This is a genomic window from Micromonospora sp. CA-259024 (genome assembly GCF_050936255.1).
Taxonomy (GTDB): domain Bacteria; phylum Actinomycetota; class Actinomycetes; order Mycobacteriales; family Micromonosporaceae; genus Micromonospora.
Map to the genome: position 1 here is coordinate 1,123,560 of NZ_JBNJND010000001.1, position 13,560 is coordinate 1,137,119.

At 69.4% G+C, this 13,560-nt stretch carries 10 protein-coding genes; 5 read left to right on the forward strand and 5 right to left on the reverse strand.

Going from position 1 to position 13,560, the window contains the following annotated elements:
• Positions 1-302: 302 nt before the first annotated feature.
• Both ACQEUX_RS04565 and ACQEUX_RS04570 read left to right on the forward strand, forming a co-directional pair.
• Positions 303-3,578: a GH92 family glycosyl hydrolase gene (locus tag ACQEUX_RS04565; RefSeq protein ID WP_433041553.1), complete on the forward strand. Its 3,276-nt coding sequence runs from the start codon at positions 303-305 to the stop codon at positions 3,576-3,578.
• 192 nt (positions 3,579-3,770) lie between these two features.
• Positions 3,771-4,940, forward strand: coding sequence for a glycoside hydrolase family 3 N-terminal domain-containing protein (locus ACQEUX_RS04570; RefSeq protein WP_433041556.1), 1,170 nt, complete (start codon positions 3,771-3,773; stop codon positions 4,938-4,940).
• Positions 4,941-5,078: 138 nt separating this feature from the next.
• On the opposite strand, the gene ACQEUX_RS04575 is transcribed toward ACQEUX_RS04570, so the two are convergent.
• Positions 5,079-7,889, reverse strand: coding sequence for a M14 family zinc carboxypeptidase (locus tag ACQEUX_RS04575; protein WP_433041559.1), 2,811 nt, complete (start codon positions 7,887-7,889; stop codon positions 5,079-5,081).
• A gap of 160 nt (positions 7,890-8,049) precedes the next feature.
• On the opposite strand from ACQEUX_RS04575, the gene ACQEUX_RS04580 reads away from it, so the two are divergent.
• Complete coding sequence (locus ACQEUX_RS04580; protein ID WP_433041562.1) at positions 8,050-8,415, forward strand: effector-associated constant component EACC1; 366 nt, start codon at positions 8,050-8,052, stop codon at positions 8,413-8,415.
• Between the two features lie 56 nt (positions 8,416-8,471).
• Here the strand turns inward: ACQEUX_RS04580 and ACQEUX_RS04585 are convergent, their stop codons facing one another.
• Positions 8,472-9,815, reverse strand: a complete 1,344-nt coding sequence (locus ACQEUX_RS04585) for a glycoside hydrolase family 18 protein (RefSeq protein WP_433041565.1) — start codon at positions 9,813-9,815, stop codon at positions 8,472-8,474.
• A gap of 145 nt (positions 9,816-9,960) precedes the next feature.
• Here ACQEUX_RS04585 and ACQEUX_RS04590 point away from each other — a divergent pair, with 145 nt between their 5' ends.
• A complete protein-coding gene (locus ACQEUX_RS04590) occupies positions 9,961-10,845 on the forward strand; it encodes a bile acid:sodium symporter family protein (RefSeq protein WP_433041568.1) in 885 nt (294 codons plus the stop codon).
• 99 nt (positions 10,846-10,944) lie between these two features.
• Here the strand turns inward: ACQEUX_RS04590 and ACQEUX_RS04595 are convergent, their stop codons facing one another.
• Positions 10,945-11,901: an oxidoreductase gene (locus tag ACQEUX_RS04595; RefSeq protein WP_433041571.1), complete on the reverse strand. Its 957-nt coding sequence runs from the start codon at positions 11,899-11,901 to the stop codon at positions 10,945-10,947.
• A gap of 149 nt (positions 11,902-12,050) precedes the next feature.
• Between ACQEUX_RS04595 and ACQEUX_RS04600 the strand changes: the two genes are divergently transcribed.
• On the forward strand, positions 12,051-12,428 hold the full coding sequence (locus ACQEUX_RS04600) for a MerR family transcriptional regulator (protein WP_433041585.1): 378 nt from the start codon (positions 12,051-12,053) through the stop codon (positions 12,426-12,428).
• Here ACQEUX_RS04600 and ACQEUX_RS04605 read toward each other — a convergent pair.
• Together ACQEUX_RS04605 and ACQEUX_RS04610 are read right to left on the reverse strand one after the other, a co-directional pair.
• The gene (locus ACQEUX_RS04605) at positions 12,389-12,886 is read right to left on the reverse strand and encodes a TetR/AcrR family transcriptional regulator (RefSeq protein WP_433041588.1); all 498 of its coding nucleotides are present in this window, start codon (positions 12,884-12,886) and stop codon (positions 12,389-12,391) included. The two genes, ACQEUX_RS04600 and ACQEUX_RS04605, sit on opposite strands and share 40 nt — an antisense overlap.
• Before the next feature lie 49 nt (positions 12,887-12,935).
• Positions 12,936-13,355 carry a PPOX class F420-dependent oxidoreductase gene (locus tag ACQEUX_RS04610; protein ID WP_433041591.1) on the reverse strand — a complete coding sequence of 140 codons (420 nt, stop codon included), beginning with the start codon at positions 13,353-13,355 and terminating at the stop codon, positions 12,936-12,938.
• Positions 13,356-13,560 lie beyond the last annotated feature (205 nt).

A 13,560-nucleotide genomic window follows, 5' to 3' on the forward strand; every position in this document is an offset into this window, starting at 1 on the left:
CGGACCCGCCAGGGTTCCGCTGGCGGCCGGCGGCTGGCGGCCCGACGACACCACCGTCCCTTCCTGAACGCGGCGAGAAGAGATCTTGACAGGTCTCCGGTGAGGGGCGAACATCCTTCGTGGATTGAGACAACGTTGTCACAACTGTGGGCGGCTCCGGCATGGAGAGAGCGTGACGGGTGATCCCGTCGGGCGTCACGCACACGGTCGTTAATCGAAGGGCAAGTACTGTGTCAAACCCAAGGGCGCGTGCGGCGCACACCGCGAGACGCCGAACCCTCGCCGCTGTCACGGCCGCGGCCGTGGCCGCGCTGGCAGCGGTCTCCGCGGGCACACCCGCCTCGGCCGCCTCCGCTGCGCGGCTGGTCACCGACCCGGCCGCGTACGTCAACCCGCTGATCGGCTCCACGAACCTCGGCAACACCTACCCCGGGGCGGTGCGCCCCTTCGGCATGCTGGCCTGGAGCCCGCAGACCACCAGGGGCAGTCAGGTCTCGACGCCCGCGCCCGGTGGCTACGAGTACGGTGCGACCCGGGTCCGTGGCTTCAGCCTCACCCACCTCAACGGGGTTGGCTGCAACGGAGGCGCCGGCGACATCCCGATCATGCCGTACGTGGGTGACGTCAACTCCTCACCGACCGCCGACACCGCCGACGCGACCTACGCGAGCAACTTCTCCCACGAGAACGAGACGGCGCGCGCCGGGTACTACCGGGTGGGCCTCGACAGCGGTGCGTCGGCTGAGCTGACCACCACCGCCCGCACCGGATCGGGCCGGTTCGGGTTCCCGACCAACCAACCCGCCAGCATGCTGTTCCGTACCTCCAACTCGGAGACCGGCAGCACCGACGCCACCGTGCGGGTGGACGCCGCAGCGCGGACCGTCACCGGTTCGGTCACCGCGGGCAACTTCTGCGGCCCGCACAGCGAGAACAACCGCAAGTCCCTGTACACGCTCCACTTCACCGCCCACTTCGACCAGCCGTTCGCCCGGTTCGGCACGTGGCAGGACAGCGCCCTGACGCCGAACGCCTCGACGGCCTCGGGCGGCACCGGCCTCGACAACGGCAGCCCGGTGCCGGGCAAGGGATCCGGCGCCTACGTCACCTTCGCCAACGGCACCACGACGGTCGGCGTCAAGGTCGCCATCTCCTACATCAGCCTGGACAACGCCGAGGCCAACCTGCGGGCGGAGAACCCGCAGAAGAAGACCTTCGACGCGGTCCGCTCGGAGGCCACGGCGGACTGGCAGCGCGAGCTGAGCAAGATCAAGGTCGGTGGCGGCACCGCCGACCATCTCAGCACCTTCTACACGGCGCTCTACCACTCCATGCTCGAGCCCACGCTCACCAGCGACGTGGACGGCCGCTACCTCGGCGCCGACGGCAAGCCCCACCCGCTGGCCAAGGGCCAGAAGGCGCAGTACGGCACCTTCTCCGGCTGGGACCAGTACCGCGCCCAGGTGCAGCTGATGACGCTGATCAACCCGAAGGCGGGCAGCGACTATGCGCAGTCGCTGTTCAACTACGCCACCCAGCGTGGCGGCGAATGGGACCGCTGGCTGCTGCAGCACGGCAAGACGAGCGTCATGTCCGGTGACCCGTCGGCCCCGGCGGTCGCCGGCATCCACGCCTTCGGCGGACGGGACTTCGACGTCAAGGGCGCTCTTCGTTCGCTGATCACCGCTGCGACGGTGCCGAACGCGAACGACTCCGACAGCGCCGGCTGCAACGTGGCGTGCGTCGGTCAGCGTCCCGCCCTCGACAAGTACCTGAAGCTGGGCTACGTACCGGCCGACGGCTGCTCCTGCTGGGGCGGCGCGGCTGAGACGATGGAGGACGCGGTCGCCGACTTCGCGCTCGCCGAGCTCGCTGGGCAGGTCGGCGACCGGGCGAACGAGCGGACCTTCCTCCAGCGGTCCGGCAACTGGAGCAACGTCTTCGACGTGACCGCGACCCCGCAGGGCGGCTACATGCGCTCCCGCAAGGCCGACGGCACGTGGGCGGACCGCACCTTCCACCCGGCCACCGAGAGCGGGTTCGTCGAGGGCAGCAGCGCCCGCTACACCTGGATGGTCTACTCGGACGTCGCCGGTCTGGCCCGCGCCATGGGCGGTAACAAGACGACGGAGCAGCGGCTGGACGCCTTCTTCCGCGCGCCGGACGGCACCTTCGACTTCTCGGCCCGTGACCTCACCCGGTACGACCCCACCAACGAGCCGGACATGAACGCGCCGTACCTCTACAACTACGTCGGCGTGCCCTACAAGACCCAGGAGACGGTCCGGGCGGTCCTGGACCAGCTCTGGAGCAACACGCCCGGCGGCATCCCGGGCAACGACGACGCCGGCACCATGTCGTCGTGGTACGTCTTCTCCGCGCTGGGCATGTACCCGCAGAACCCGAGCCGGGCCGACCTGGTGCTCTCCGCACCGATCTTCCCGCGCGCGGTGATCGAGGCCGGACCCGACCGCACGATCACGGTCAACGCCCCGGAGGCCTCGGCCCACAACAAGTACATCCAGTCGGTCAAGGTGAACGGCAAGAAGTCGAACCGGAGCTGGGTCCCCGACTCCCTCGTCAACAAGGGCGGCACCGTCGACTTCGTGCTCGGTGGCAAGCCGAACACGTCGTGGGGCAGCGCTCCCTCCGACGCCCCGCCCTCGTACGGCGACGGTCGGCAGCCGTACCTGACCGGTGCGAGCCCGCAGACGCTGAAGGTGGAGCCGGGCAGTGCCTCGGGTACGACGTACAGGGTCCAGGCCCTCACCGACACTCCCACCGCCGTGCGCTGGGAGGTCAGCGCGCCCGCCGGGCTGACCGTCACCCCCGCTCAGGGTGAGTACAAGCTGACCGGTGACGGAACGGGCAGCAGGGAGCTCACCGTTTCGGCGTCGACCGACCTCAAGCCCGGTGCGTACACCGTGACGGTGACCGCCACCACCTCCTCCGGCGCTGCGCTGCCTCCGGTCACGCTTCCGGTGACGGTCGCCGTCCGCGACAGCGTGCTGTGGAACCTGAACAACAACGGCATCTCGGCCGACGACACCAACCCGCAGGCCAACTTCGACACCGGTGGCTGGAGCTACTCCGCCACGGCGCTCGAAGCCGCCGGGGCGACGCCAGGGTCCACCGTGTCGGCCAACGGGTTCGACTTCACCTGGCCGAACGTGGCTCCCGGCGACCCGGACAACATCCTGGTCGGCGGCGGCGGTCAGGTGCTCAGCGTCCAGGCAGCCGAGGGCGACACCAAGCTGAGCCTGCTGGGCAGCGCCGCGTTCGGCCCCACGAGCGGCACGGTGACGCTGACGTACACCGACGGCACCACCCAGCAGGCGGTGGTCGGTTTCAGCGACTGGACGTTGGGTGGCGGGGGCGATCAGCCGTCGTTCGGCAACGTGACGGCCGTGCACACCGCATACCGCGACAAGATGGGCAGCGGCATCGAGCCGGTGGCCACGTACGTCTTCGCGACCGCCCCGATCGACCTGCAGCCGGGCAAGCAGCTCGCGAGCCTGACGCTGCCGGCCACCGCCCAGGGTGGGGTCATGCACCTCTTCGGTGTGGCGACGGCCTGACCTTGGGCCAGGCTGTCCCTCGGATGGCCACTGATCGGCGTCGCGCAAGCGGTGACGGATGACGTGAGGGCCTGCTCTGCCGCGAGGCGGATCAGGCCCTCACGCGTGGCTTCGGTCGGCCACGGACATCGAACGGGTGAGGCGCTCGCGTTCGCGTGTCGCACGGGGATCGGTGGCCCGTAGCGTGCGGACGTGAACGGATCGCGTCTGCCCCGTCGGCTGCTGCTCACGGGGGCCAGCTCGGCCGCCGTGGCCGCGCTCACCGCCTGCCAGACCGCTCGATCCAACGTGCCCACGCCGCAGCCGACGCGCCCCGCGACGAGCGGTACGCCGGACCAGGCAGCGCTCCGGCGGAAGATCGCGAGCCTGCTCGTGGTGGGTTTCCGTGGCGACCGGGTGAACCGCAACGACTGGATCGTCAGGGCGATCAGAGACGGTCTTGGCGGGGTGATCCTCTTCGACCGCGACCTGGAGACCGACGCCGCTCGTAACGTCCGCTCACCGCAGCAGGTCACCGCGCTGATCCGGGACCTGAAGAACGTCGCGCCGGGCCGGCTGATCGTGTCGATCGACCAGGAGGGCGGACGGACCGCGCGGCTCAACCCGAGCAACGGGTTCCCCGCCACCAGGTCAGAGGCCGAGATCGGTGCCGAGAACTCTCCGCCCGCGACGCGCGAGTGGGCACGGGGACTGGTCGAGAGTCTCACCCGGGTCGGCGTCAACCTCAACTACGCGCCGGTCGTCGACCTGAACATCAATCCGGCGAGCCGGGCGATCGGGGCACTGGACCGTAGCTTCTCCGCGAATCCCGACGTGGTCGTCAGCAATGCCACCGAGGAGATCCACGCCCACCGGGCTGCCGGCGTCAAAACCTCGATCAAGCACTTCCCGGGCATCGGAAGCGCCGCGGGCAACACCGACTTCGAGGTCGTCGACGTCAGCTCCACCTGGCGGCCCATCGAGTTGGAACCGTTCCGACGGCTGATCCGGGCCGGCCTGGCGGATTCGGTGTTGGCGGCGCACGTGCTCAACAAACAACTGGATCCGAACCGGCCCGCCTCGCTGTCGCCGAAGGTCATCACGGATCTGCTCCGCGGTGAGCTCGGCTGGCAGGGTCCGGTGGTCAGCGACGACATGCAGGCGGTTGCCATCACCCGCCAGTACGGCTCCGCCGAGGCCGTTCACCTGGCGCTGCAGGCCGGTGTCGACCTGCTCGTCTTCGCCAACCAGCAGGTGTACGAGCCGGACATCTTCGATAAGACGCTGGACGTGGTGGTCGGGCTGGTCCGAAACGGGAAGCTGAGCCAGGCGCGCATCGACCAGTCCGTCGCCCGGGTCGACACCCTCCGCCCGAAGCGCTGACCGGGCACGCTCGCGGCGGGCGGCACCCGGTGCCTCTGCCGAAGCGCGGGTGGGCTGCGGCAACGGGTCGCACTGTGTGTCACGCGCGAAAGCGCCCGTCCCCGACGCGGGGACGGGCGCTCCGCCGTGCCGGATCTGTCAGCCCACCACCGACCGCAGTGGCACCTTGGCGTCGCGCAGCGCGCGCACCAGATCACCAGCGAACGGGTGTTCGTCCACCTGGAGTCCCTGCGGGTTCGGGATCACCACGTACGCCGAGCTGTCCTTCGCGGACGTCCGGGCGTCGGTGGTGAAGCGTTCGACGACCGCCCGGGTGCGCGGCAGGTCGCCCGCCGCCACCTCGATGGTGATCGGCCGCCACCCGCCACCCTGGTCGGCCACCACCGGCGCGGCGGCGGCGTCGGCGCGCGCCGGGTCGATGCCCGGCGTGCGCCGGGCGTCCGGCGCGGTGGGCGCGCCCGCCGGGTAGAGCAGCGCGTTGGCCACCAGGTGCAGACCATTCTCGTTGTACGCCCGGAAGAGCGGGTTGAACGCGAACAGCACCGCCCGACCCGCGCCGGTCGGCTCGTCGACCAGTGCCGCCGTTCCCTTCAGCGTGTCCTCGCCGACCGTGTAGCCGTTGGCCCAGAACGTGTCGCCCGCCGGGTAGGTGAGCACGTTCGTGCCGGTGGTGCTCGGGGTGAGGACCGGGTCGCTGTTGTTGAACTCGAAGTCCTCCGCCGGGCGGCCCAGAGCGACCGGGCTGGCGGTGTCGACATCGACCCGCAGGTGCGAGCCGATCACCAGGTAGTCGGCCGGCTTGGTCTTCTCGGTGGTCGAGGTGAGCCCGGCCGAGCGTGCCAACCGGGTGCCCTCGTTGCGCAGACCCACGTAGGTGTGGCCCCGGGCGATCCAGTCACGAAGGTTGGCCTGCCCGGCCGCGGTCAGGCCGCCGGTCGCGCTGCTGCCGTCCGGTACCAGCAGCACCGTACGCCCGGTGAACGCCTCGGTGTTGTCGTTGATGTCGGCCGTGGTGACCGGCGTGAGGTCCAGACCCCACCGCTTGCCGAGCACGTACCGGGCCTCACCGTGGGAGCCGGACGTGGTGGAGATGCCGGTGCCCTGGAAGAGCCCCACGTCGGGCAGGGCGAGTGGGGTACCGCTGGGTCGTCCACCCGGGGTGAGGGTCACCCCGAGTGATTCGGCCAGCTCGTCGACCGTACGGCTCAGCTTGGTCGCCGGGACGGCGACCCTGCTGGTGTTCAGGTCACGCACGAGCGGGACGCCCCGGCCGAGCAGGGTGAACGTGAACTCCGCGGCAGCCGCCGAGTCCAGCGGGTACGTGTACGAGCCCCACGGCCACGCCGGAGCCGTCCGGCCGCCGGAGATCGTGCGGACCAACTGGGCCTTCGGCCGGACGTCGTCACCGGTGTAGATGGTGGACACGCCCATCAGCAGCGGGTTGCTCCAGGACGACACATCGTAGAAGTAGGGGAACGGGGTGTACGGGTCCTCGCCCATGACGGCCTGGATCCAGTGCTTCTGCGGCTGGTCCATCGGAATCCAGTACGCGCCCTTGGGCACTGTCACGTTGGTGGCCGTCCGCCCGCCGAAGACCCGCGCGGTGGGCACCCGGGTCGGCTTCTGCACCTCGTACACCTCGACGTCCATCCGGCGCAGCCGCTCGACGAGCTGGCGGACGTCGGCGAGTTGCCGGTCCGGTAACAGGAAGTACGAGCGGATCGTGATGTCGGGCACCGGGAACTGGACCTCGTTGGTGGGCTGCACCACCTCGTTCGGCTCCAACGTGCCCGCCCTGCCCTGAGCCAGCGCGTCGGTCCAGATGTCGAAGTAACCGCTGAGCACCTCGTGCCTGTTCGCGGCGGCCCAGCCGAGCGTCGCCCACTGTGTGTTGAACTGCTGCTGGACGCGGTCGGCCACCGCCGACGCACTGCCCTTCTCGTACGTCATCCCGGCCGCACCGAAGCCGGTGGTCGGCACCGTGTCGCCGTAGCCCATGAAGAACATGTCGTACGTGTCGTAGTTGAAGTAGCACTCGGTGGTGACGGTGTCGTCACAGGCGCCGTTGAATCCGAAGCCGGCCTTGTTGGCCTCGCCGATCCGGTTGATCCAGTCCACCGCCTCACCGGCGATCTCGTGATGGATCGGGTCGGCGTTGGGCGGGAAGAAGTACTGCCGGCCACCCATCTCGTGGGCGTCGACGAAGACCTGCGGCGGGTACCGGCGCAGCAGTTCGAGCTTGCCGTCGGTCTCCTGCTGGGTGCGGGCGAACCAGTCCCGGTTCATGTCGAAGCCGAACTCGTTCTGCCGCCGGGTCGCGTCGCGGCCGTCCGGGTTCTGGGTCGGAACGATGATGGTGACCAGGTTGTCGTTGCGTCGCTCGACGTCGCAGGACAGCCCGGCCGCCAACTCGTACAGCGTCTTGAGCGCCGCGTCGGTGCCGCTCTTCTCGCCGCCGTGCACGTTCGCGGTGACCCAGACGATGGCCGGGCTGTCCCGCGCCGTCCGGGCAGCCGTCCGCGCGCTGGTTCGGCGTGGGTCACGCAGGTCCCGTACGTCGTCCGCGATCTTGCGTAGGGCGGCCGGCCGCACGTTGCGCTCGTTGGACACCACCGCGTACGGCAGGGGCTGGCCGAGCACGCTGGTGGCCATCACACCGGTGACGACCCGGTCCGAGGCGCTGTCCACGGCCCCGAGGTACGTCCGGACCTCGCCGTTGGTGACGACCCGCTCCTGCCCCACGCCGAGGGGGAAGCCGAGCACCGCCTCCGGGGTGGGCACGCTGCTCAACCGCGCCGTCGGATCGGTGCGGCAGGGGGAGGGCCGGGCGGCGCTCGCCGCCGATGTGCCGGTGAACAGGGGAGTCATGCCGAGTAGGAGCGCGATCGTGGCGGCACTCGCCAGCCGCTTCGGGGGGACCGTCCAGAACGGACGCGACGACGGGGGCATGTCTCGGATTCCCTTCTCGGGAACAGCCTTGTAATGGCCGGAGCCTATGAACCGTCGATACCCCGGTCAAGGTCTGATCGACTTTGATGAGTGCGTGGGGTGCCGGGGTCGGCGTCGGCTGGCAGGATGACGCTGTAGTCGTTGCTCGGGAGGAGGAGGCGTGCCGGAGACGATCACGCTCTCGGTCCATCCGGATCTTCCGTCCGCCGACGCTCGGCGTTCTCTGGCGTCGTGGCTGCGCGCGGAGGACCGGCTGCGCGAAAAGGTGACCGCGACGCCACCTGACGAGGTGTCGGCCGACGGTACGGACGTGCTGCGGCTGGCGGTCGACGACGCTGCCGCCGTCATGGTGCTGGTCCAGGCGATCGCCGGTTGGTTGACCCACCGCCGCGAGGACGTGACGGTGCACCTCACCCTTCCCGGCGGATCGTCGGCCGAGTTGGACGTGCGCCGGGCACGGGACATGGACGAGGTCACCGCACTCATCGAGGCCGCCGTACGCGCTGTCATCCCCGAGGATAGGTAGGCCCGCCGCCGACCGGGGAATCGGTCGGCGACGGGCCGGGAACCGCCGAGGTACGGCTACCAGGTGGTGAGCCCGAGGCCGATCGTCTTCGTCAGCGTGGCGTTGTCGTCGTCGCCGTCCAGCGACCAGATCATCGCGCCACCCAGGCCGGCCCGCCGGATGTAGAGCATCTTCTGCAACACGACCGCCGGATCGTCGTACGTCCAGAGCGTCGTACCGTCGAACAGCCAGGCATGCCCGGCGCGCAGGTCGCGGTGCACGGTGAAGCCGCTGCCGGCCAGGGTCTTGAGCTTCTTGTAGTCCTCGTACCCGGCTTCGAAGGTGGCCGGCGCGGGCCCGGTCGCCGGTTGGAACAGGCCATTGCCGCCGCCGGTGATGCCGGTCCAGCCGCGCCCGTAGTACGGGATGCCGAGGACCAGCTTGTCGCGCGGCGCGCCACGGGCGATCCAGCCGTCGATGGCCACCTCGACGGAGAAGTCCGGGTTGTCCGGCGAACCCGCCGGCACGCGCAGCGCCGACTGCTGGTTGGCCACCGCGTCCCAACCACCGTGGAAGTCGTACCCCTGCACGGTGGCGAAGTCCAGGTACTTGAAGATCTTGCGGCCCTCGTAGCCGGCGTCCATGGTGGCCGGGTTGGCCGGCAGGAACGCGGTCAGCGGGTGGTGCTCGCGGGTCGTGCGCCCGTACGCGTCGAGTTGCCGGCGGAATTCCGCGAGCAGCTTGGTGAAGTTCTCCCGATCCTGGGGTCGGATGACGTTGCCCGGCTCACCGTCCCAGTTCGGCCACTCCCAGTCGAGGTCGATGCCGTCGAAGACCCCGGCTGCGGCACCCGGGCCGCCTGCGGCGCCGTCCCCGCCGGGCAGGTTCCCCTTGAGATAGAGGTCGATGCAGGAGGCGACGAACGCCTTGCGGGACGCGTCGGTGAGGGCGGCGTTCGAGAAGTACGTCGACCAGCTCCACCCGCCCAGCGAGATCAGCACCTTCAGGTCGGGGTGCTTGGCCTTGAGCTTGGCGAGCTGGCCGAAGTTGCCGCTGAGCGCCTGCCCCGGAGCGTCCGCGACGCCGTCGACGCTCTCCTCCGCGGGGACGGGGCGCTGGTAGTCGGCCCAGGCGTCGCCCTCGCCCGGCCCACCGTCGACGTAACAGCGTCCGTCCTCGCTGACGTTGCCGAAGGCGTAGTTGACATGGGTGAGCCGGCTCGCCGCTCCGGAGGTGTCGAGCTTCTTGACCGGGAAGGCCCGGCCGTAGATGCCCCACTGGGTGAAGTAGCCGACCCGGTGGTAGCCGGCCCGGCGGTCCGGCTTGTCGCTCGCGCTCGCGGCGGTGGGCGGGGCGGCGGTGATCAGCATGGTCGCCAGGGCGACGACGGCGGTGAGACGGCGGTGGCGGAATGGTCGCATCGGCACACTCCCACGAGGCATCAAGCAGAATTAGTTAAGAGACTTATCTGATTGATGAAGTTAAGCCGATCACGGTCGGGGGTCAAGAGCCGCCAGACACATGGAGGATTGTGAGGTCGTTACCAGGTGGTAACGATGTTGTGCCATGGACTCAGCCTTGACTCTGATCGGACTGCCCATCGCCCTCGGCATCATCATGCTCGGTCTGGGTCTCGGACTGACCATCGCGGACTTCCGCCGGGTGGCGCAGCATCCACGAGCCGCCGTCATCGCGCTGGTGTGCCAGGTGCTGCTGCTGCCGGCGCTCTGCTTCTGCCTCGTCCTCGCGTTCGACCTGGCGCCGGAGTTGGCCGTCGGCATGATGCTGCTGGCCGCCTCCCCGGGCGGTACGACCGCCAACCTCTACAGCCACCTGTTCGGCGGGCACGTGGCCCTGAACATCACCCTGACCGCCATCAACTCGGTGCTCGCCGTGTTCACCCTGCCGATCCTGGTCAACCTGTCGGCGGCGTACTTCCTGCCCGACGGGAGGAGCATCGGCCTGCAGTTCGACAAGGTGTTGCAGGTCTTCGCCATCGTGCTCGTCCCGGTCGCGATCGGCATGCTGATCCGCGCCCGGGTGCCACACGTCGCCGAGCGGCTGAACCGCCCGGTCCGGATCCTCTCCGTCGTCGTGCTCGTCGCGGTGATCGCTGGCGCGGTGCTGGGCGAGCGGGAGAACATCGCCGACTACTTCGTCTCGGTCGGCCTGGCCGTGCTCGCGTTCAACCTCCTGAGCCTCGCGATCGGGTACGGGGTGCCCCGGCTCGCCGGGGTCGACCGGAGCGCCGCGACGGCCGCCGGGTTCGAGATCGGCATCCACAACAGCACCCTGGCCATCACGATCGCGCTCAGCCCGGCGCTGCTCGACAGCACCCAGATGGCGATCCCCGGGGCGGTCTACGGCATCGTCATGTTCTTCACCGCAGCGGCCTTCGGCTACCTGGTGACCCGCGTCGGCACCCGGTCCGCCGCCACGCTGACGCCCTAACGGCGTGGTGCTGGAGTTATCCGGAGTGGTGTGCTCCGGATAACGTGTCCGACCGAGCCAGCGGGCCGGGCTGCCGTCCGGGTCGCGTGTTGCGGGCCGTCAGGAGGGGGTGCCGGGCCATTGGACGCCGGTGATTTCCTCGGAGCGTGCCCAGAGCCGACGTCCGAGGGTGGGATCCTGCGCCTCGCGCGACAGCGTCGCGAGGTGCGGGTATCCGGACCGCCCGCCCTTGCCGTCCGGGCCGATGTAGGCCCCCGAGGCCAACCCTGTTTCGGTTGCCGCGAAGAGCTGGGGGAGTGCCCCCATCTCCACGCCTTGCGCGAAGAGCCTGCCGGAGACGCGCATGGCGACGCCCATCAGTCCGGTTCCCTTCTTCTGCATGGGGGTGTTGCTGTAGCCGGGGTGGGCGAGGATGCTCTTGATCGGCCTCGGCGACCCCTTCTCGCGTCGAGCGAGTTCTACGCCGAAGACGGCGTTCGCCAGCTTGGACGCCGAGTAGGCGGCCAGCGGCGCGTACTTCCGCCGCAGCCACGCGAGGTCGTCCAGATCCAGTTCGCCCTTCTGGTGCATGTACGACGTCACGGTGACGACAGTGGGCGAGGGCGAGCGACGCAACGCCGGTTCCAGCAACGCCGTCAGCGCGAAATGGCCGAGATGGTTGGCCATCAGGTGGAGTTCTGCGCCCTGTGGCGTGACGGAGTGCCCGACCGCCGATATCCCCGCGTTGTTGATCAGAACGTCGACGGCTGCCTCCTGCCCGATCTGCTCGGCAGCCCGACGGATCGAATTCATGTTCAGAAGGTCGACCTGGCGCACCTCGACCTGCGCGTCGGGATGCGAGCGGCGCAGCGACGACGCGACCGTCTCCCCACGGGCAACGTCGCGCACTGCCAGCAGCACCCGCCCCCCGTGTGCGGCCAACTCTCGTGCGGTGACCAGGCCGAGACCGCTGGTAGCCCCGGTGACCACGAAGGTGCGCCCCTTCTGGCTGGTCATCTGGTCGGCGGTCCATCCGGGCGCGGCAGACGTACTGCGGTTCATCGTGGGACCTCTCATATGTCGTCGTCACCCTCGTGCTCGTCGTGACGTGTGACCGGCCTGAGCTGGCCGGCAGCGAACTGGCAAACCGTAAACCTTGCCATTAATGTCAGGGTCAAGCCGAGACGGCTCCGTCGTCCCGGATCACAACAGGGCAGGAGGCGTCGGTGAAGATCGGAGACCTGGCGGCGAGGACGGGAGTCGCACCCCGGCTGCTGCGCTACTACGAACAGGTCGGCATCCTGCACCCGAACCGGTCGAGCAACGGGTACCGGGCGTACGGGGAACCGGCCATCGATCGCGTGTTGCAGATCCGCGAGCTTCTCGAAGCCGGCCTGACGACGGAGATGATCCGCGAGGTTCTGCCGTGCCTGGCAGCCGAGGCGGAACGCCCGGATCCGCGCCAGTGTCCGGTCCCCAAGGACCTGGACGGGCTGCGACGTCAACTCGTCAGCATTGAGCGGCGCATCGACGTGCTGGAGCGCAACCGTCGGGCGATCAAGGACTACCTGCGCGCGTGGGCGGAGGTTGGGGCCACGACGTGACGACGACCCGGATCGAACGCGGCCGGGGGGCGGTTCTGAGTCGCGTACAGCCGCTTACGGAGCTGCTGCAGCGTCGGTGAAGTCGGCAGGGTGAGGGTCAGTACGTCCGTGACCAGCCGATCCTCGGCCTGCATCGCGCAGAGCCGCTCCAGGTAACTCCGGAAGCCCTGCCACGCGTCCTCGTGCCGCAGGGCTTCGTTCGCGGCGTCGAGATACCGCTGGGCGCGTTCGAGGAACACGGCCTCGACCAACTCGGTGCGATCGGGGAAGCGCCGGTACAGCGTCCCCATGCCCACGCCCGCCCGCTTCGCGATCTCCTCCACCGGAGCGTGTACGCCCTGCTCCGCGAAGACCTCGCGGGCCGCGTCGATGATCCGCTGCCGGTTTCGTTCGGCGTCCTTGCGCAGGGGAGTGCCGGCGGAGAGCGAGGCGGGCTGGGCGGGGCGGGAGGCGGCCATCGCCGTCGCCTACCTAAGCGGAACCCGGAGTTCCGCTGATCGATCCGCGTCAGCCGACCTGGCTGTTGTCCTTGAGTGAGCCCCAGCCGTGCCAGCGGTCGATCTCGATCAGGGCACTGACCCGAGCGCGCTCCCGTCGTGGGTACGCGTTCCCGGTGTAGTGCTGGGACAGCCGGTCGATGTCCGCGAGGTCCTCGTCCGCGCGCAGTTCCGCGACGTGCCCGATGACGCTGACGTGCGTGTACCAGCCGGCCTCGTCGAGCACGGTGAGGGACACTCGGGGGTCGTTTCGAACGTGCTCCAACCGGCGGCGGCTCGCGTCCATGTTCACCAGGATCCGACCGTCGTCCCACAGGTACCACGTAGCGGCGGACACCGGCTGACCACCGTTGCGAAGTGTGGTCATGACGGCGGGGTTCGGCTTCTGCAACATGGCGACCGCGGCCTCGGGAAGCGGTGGCTTGGACATGAAGTCTCCTCTTCGCATCAGGGTTACCCCTGCACGTTACGCATGTGCCGGCCCGATCGCCGCGGGATGAGGATCGTGGCGGGGCAGGTGTACGGTCCGTCGTTTCGCCTCAGGGGTGGGGGTGGTCGAGGGGTCGCCGCGCCTCGCAGTCCACCGAAGACCATCATCGTGAGCATGATCATGGGGGCGAGAGGCTGCTGGTCGG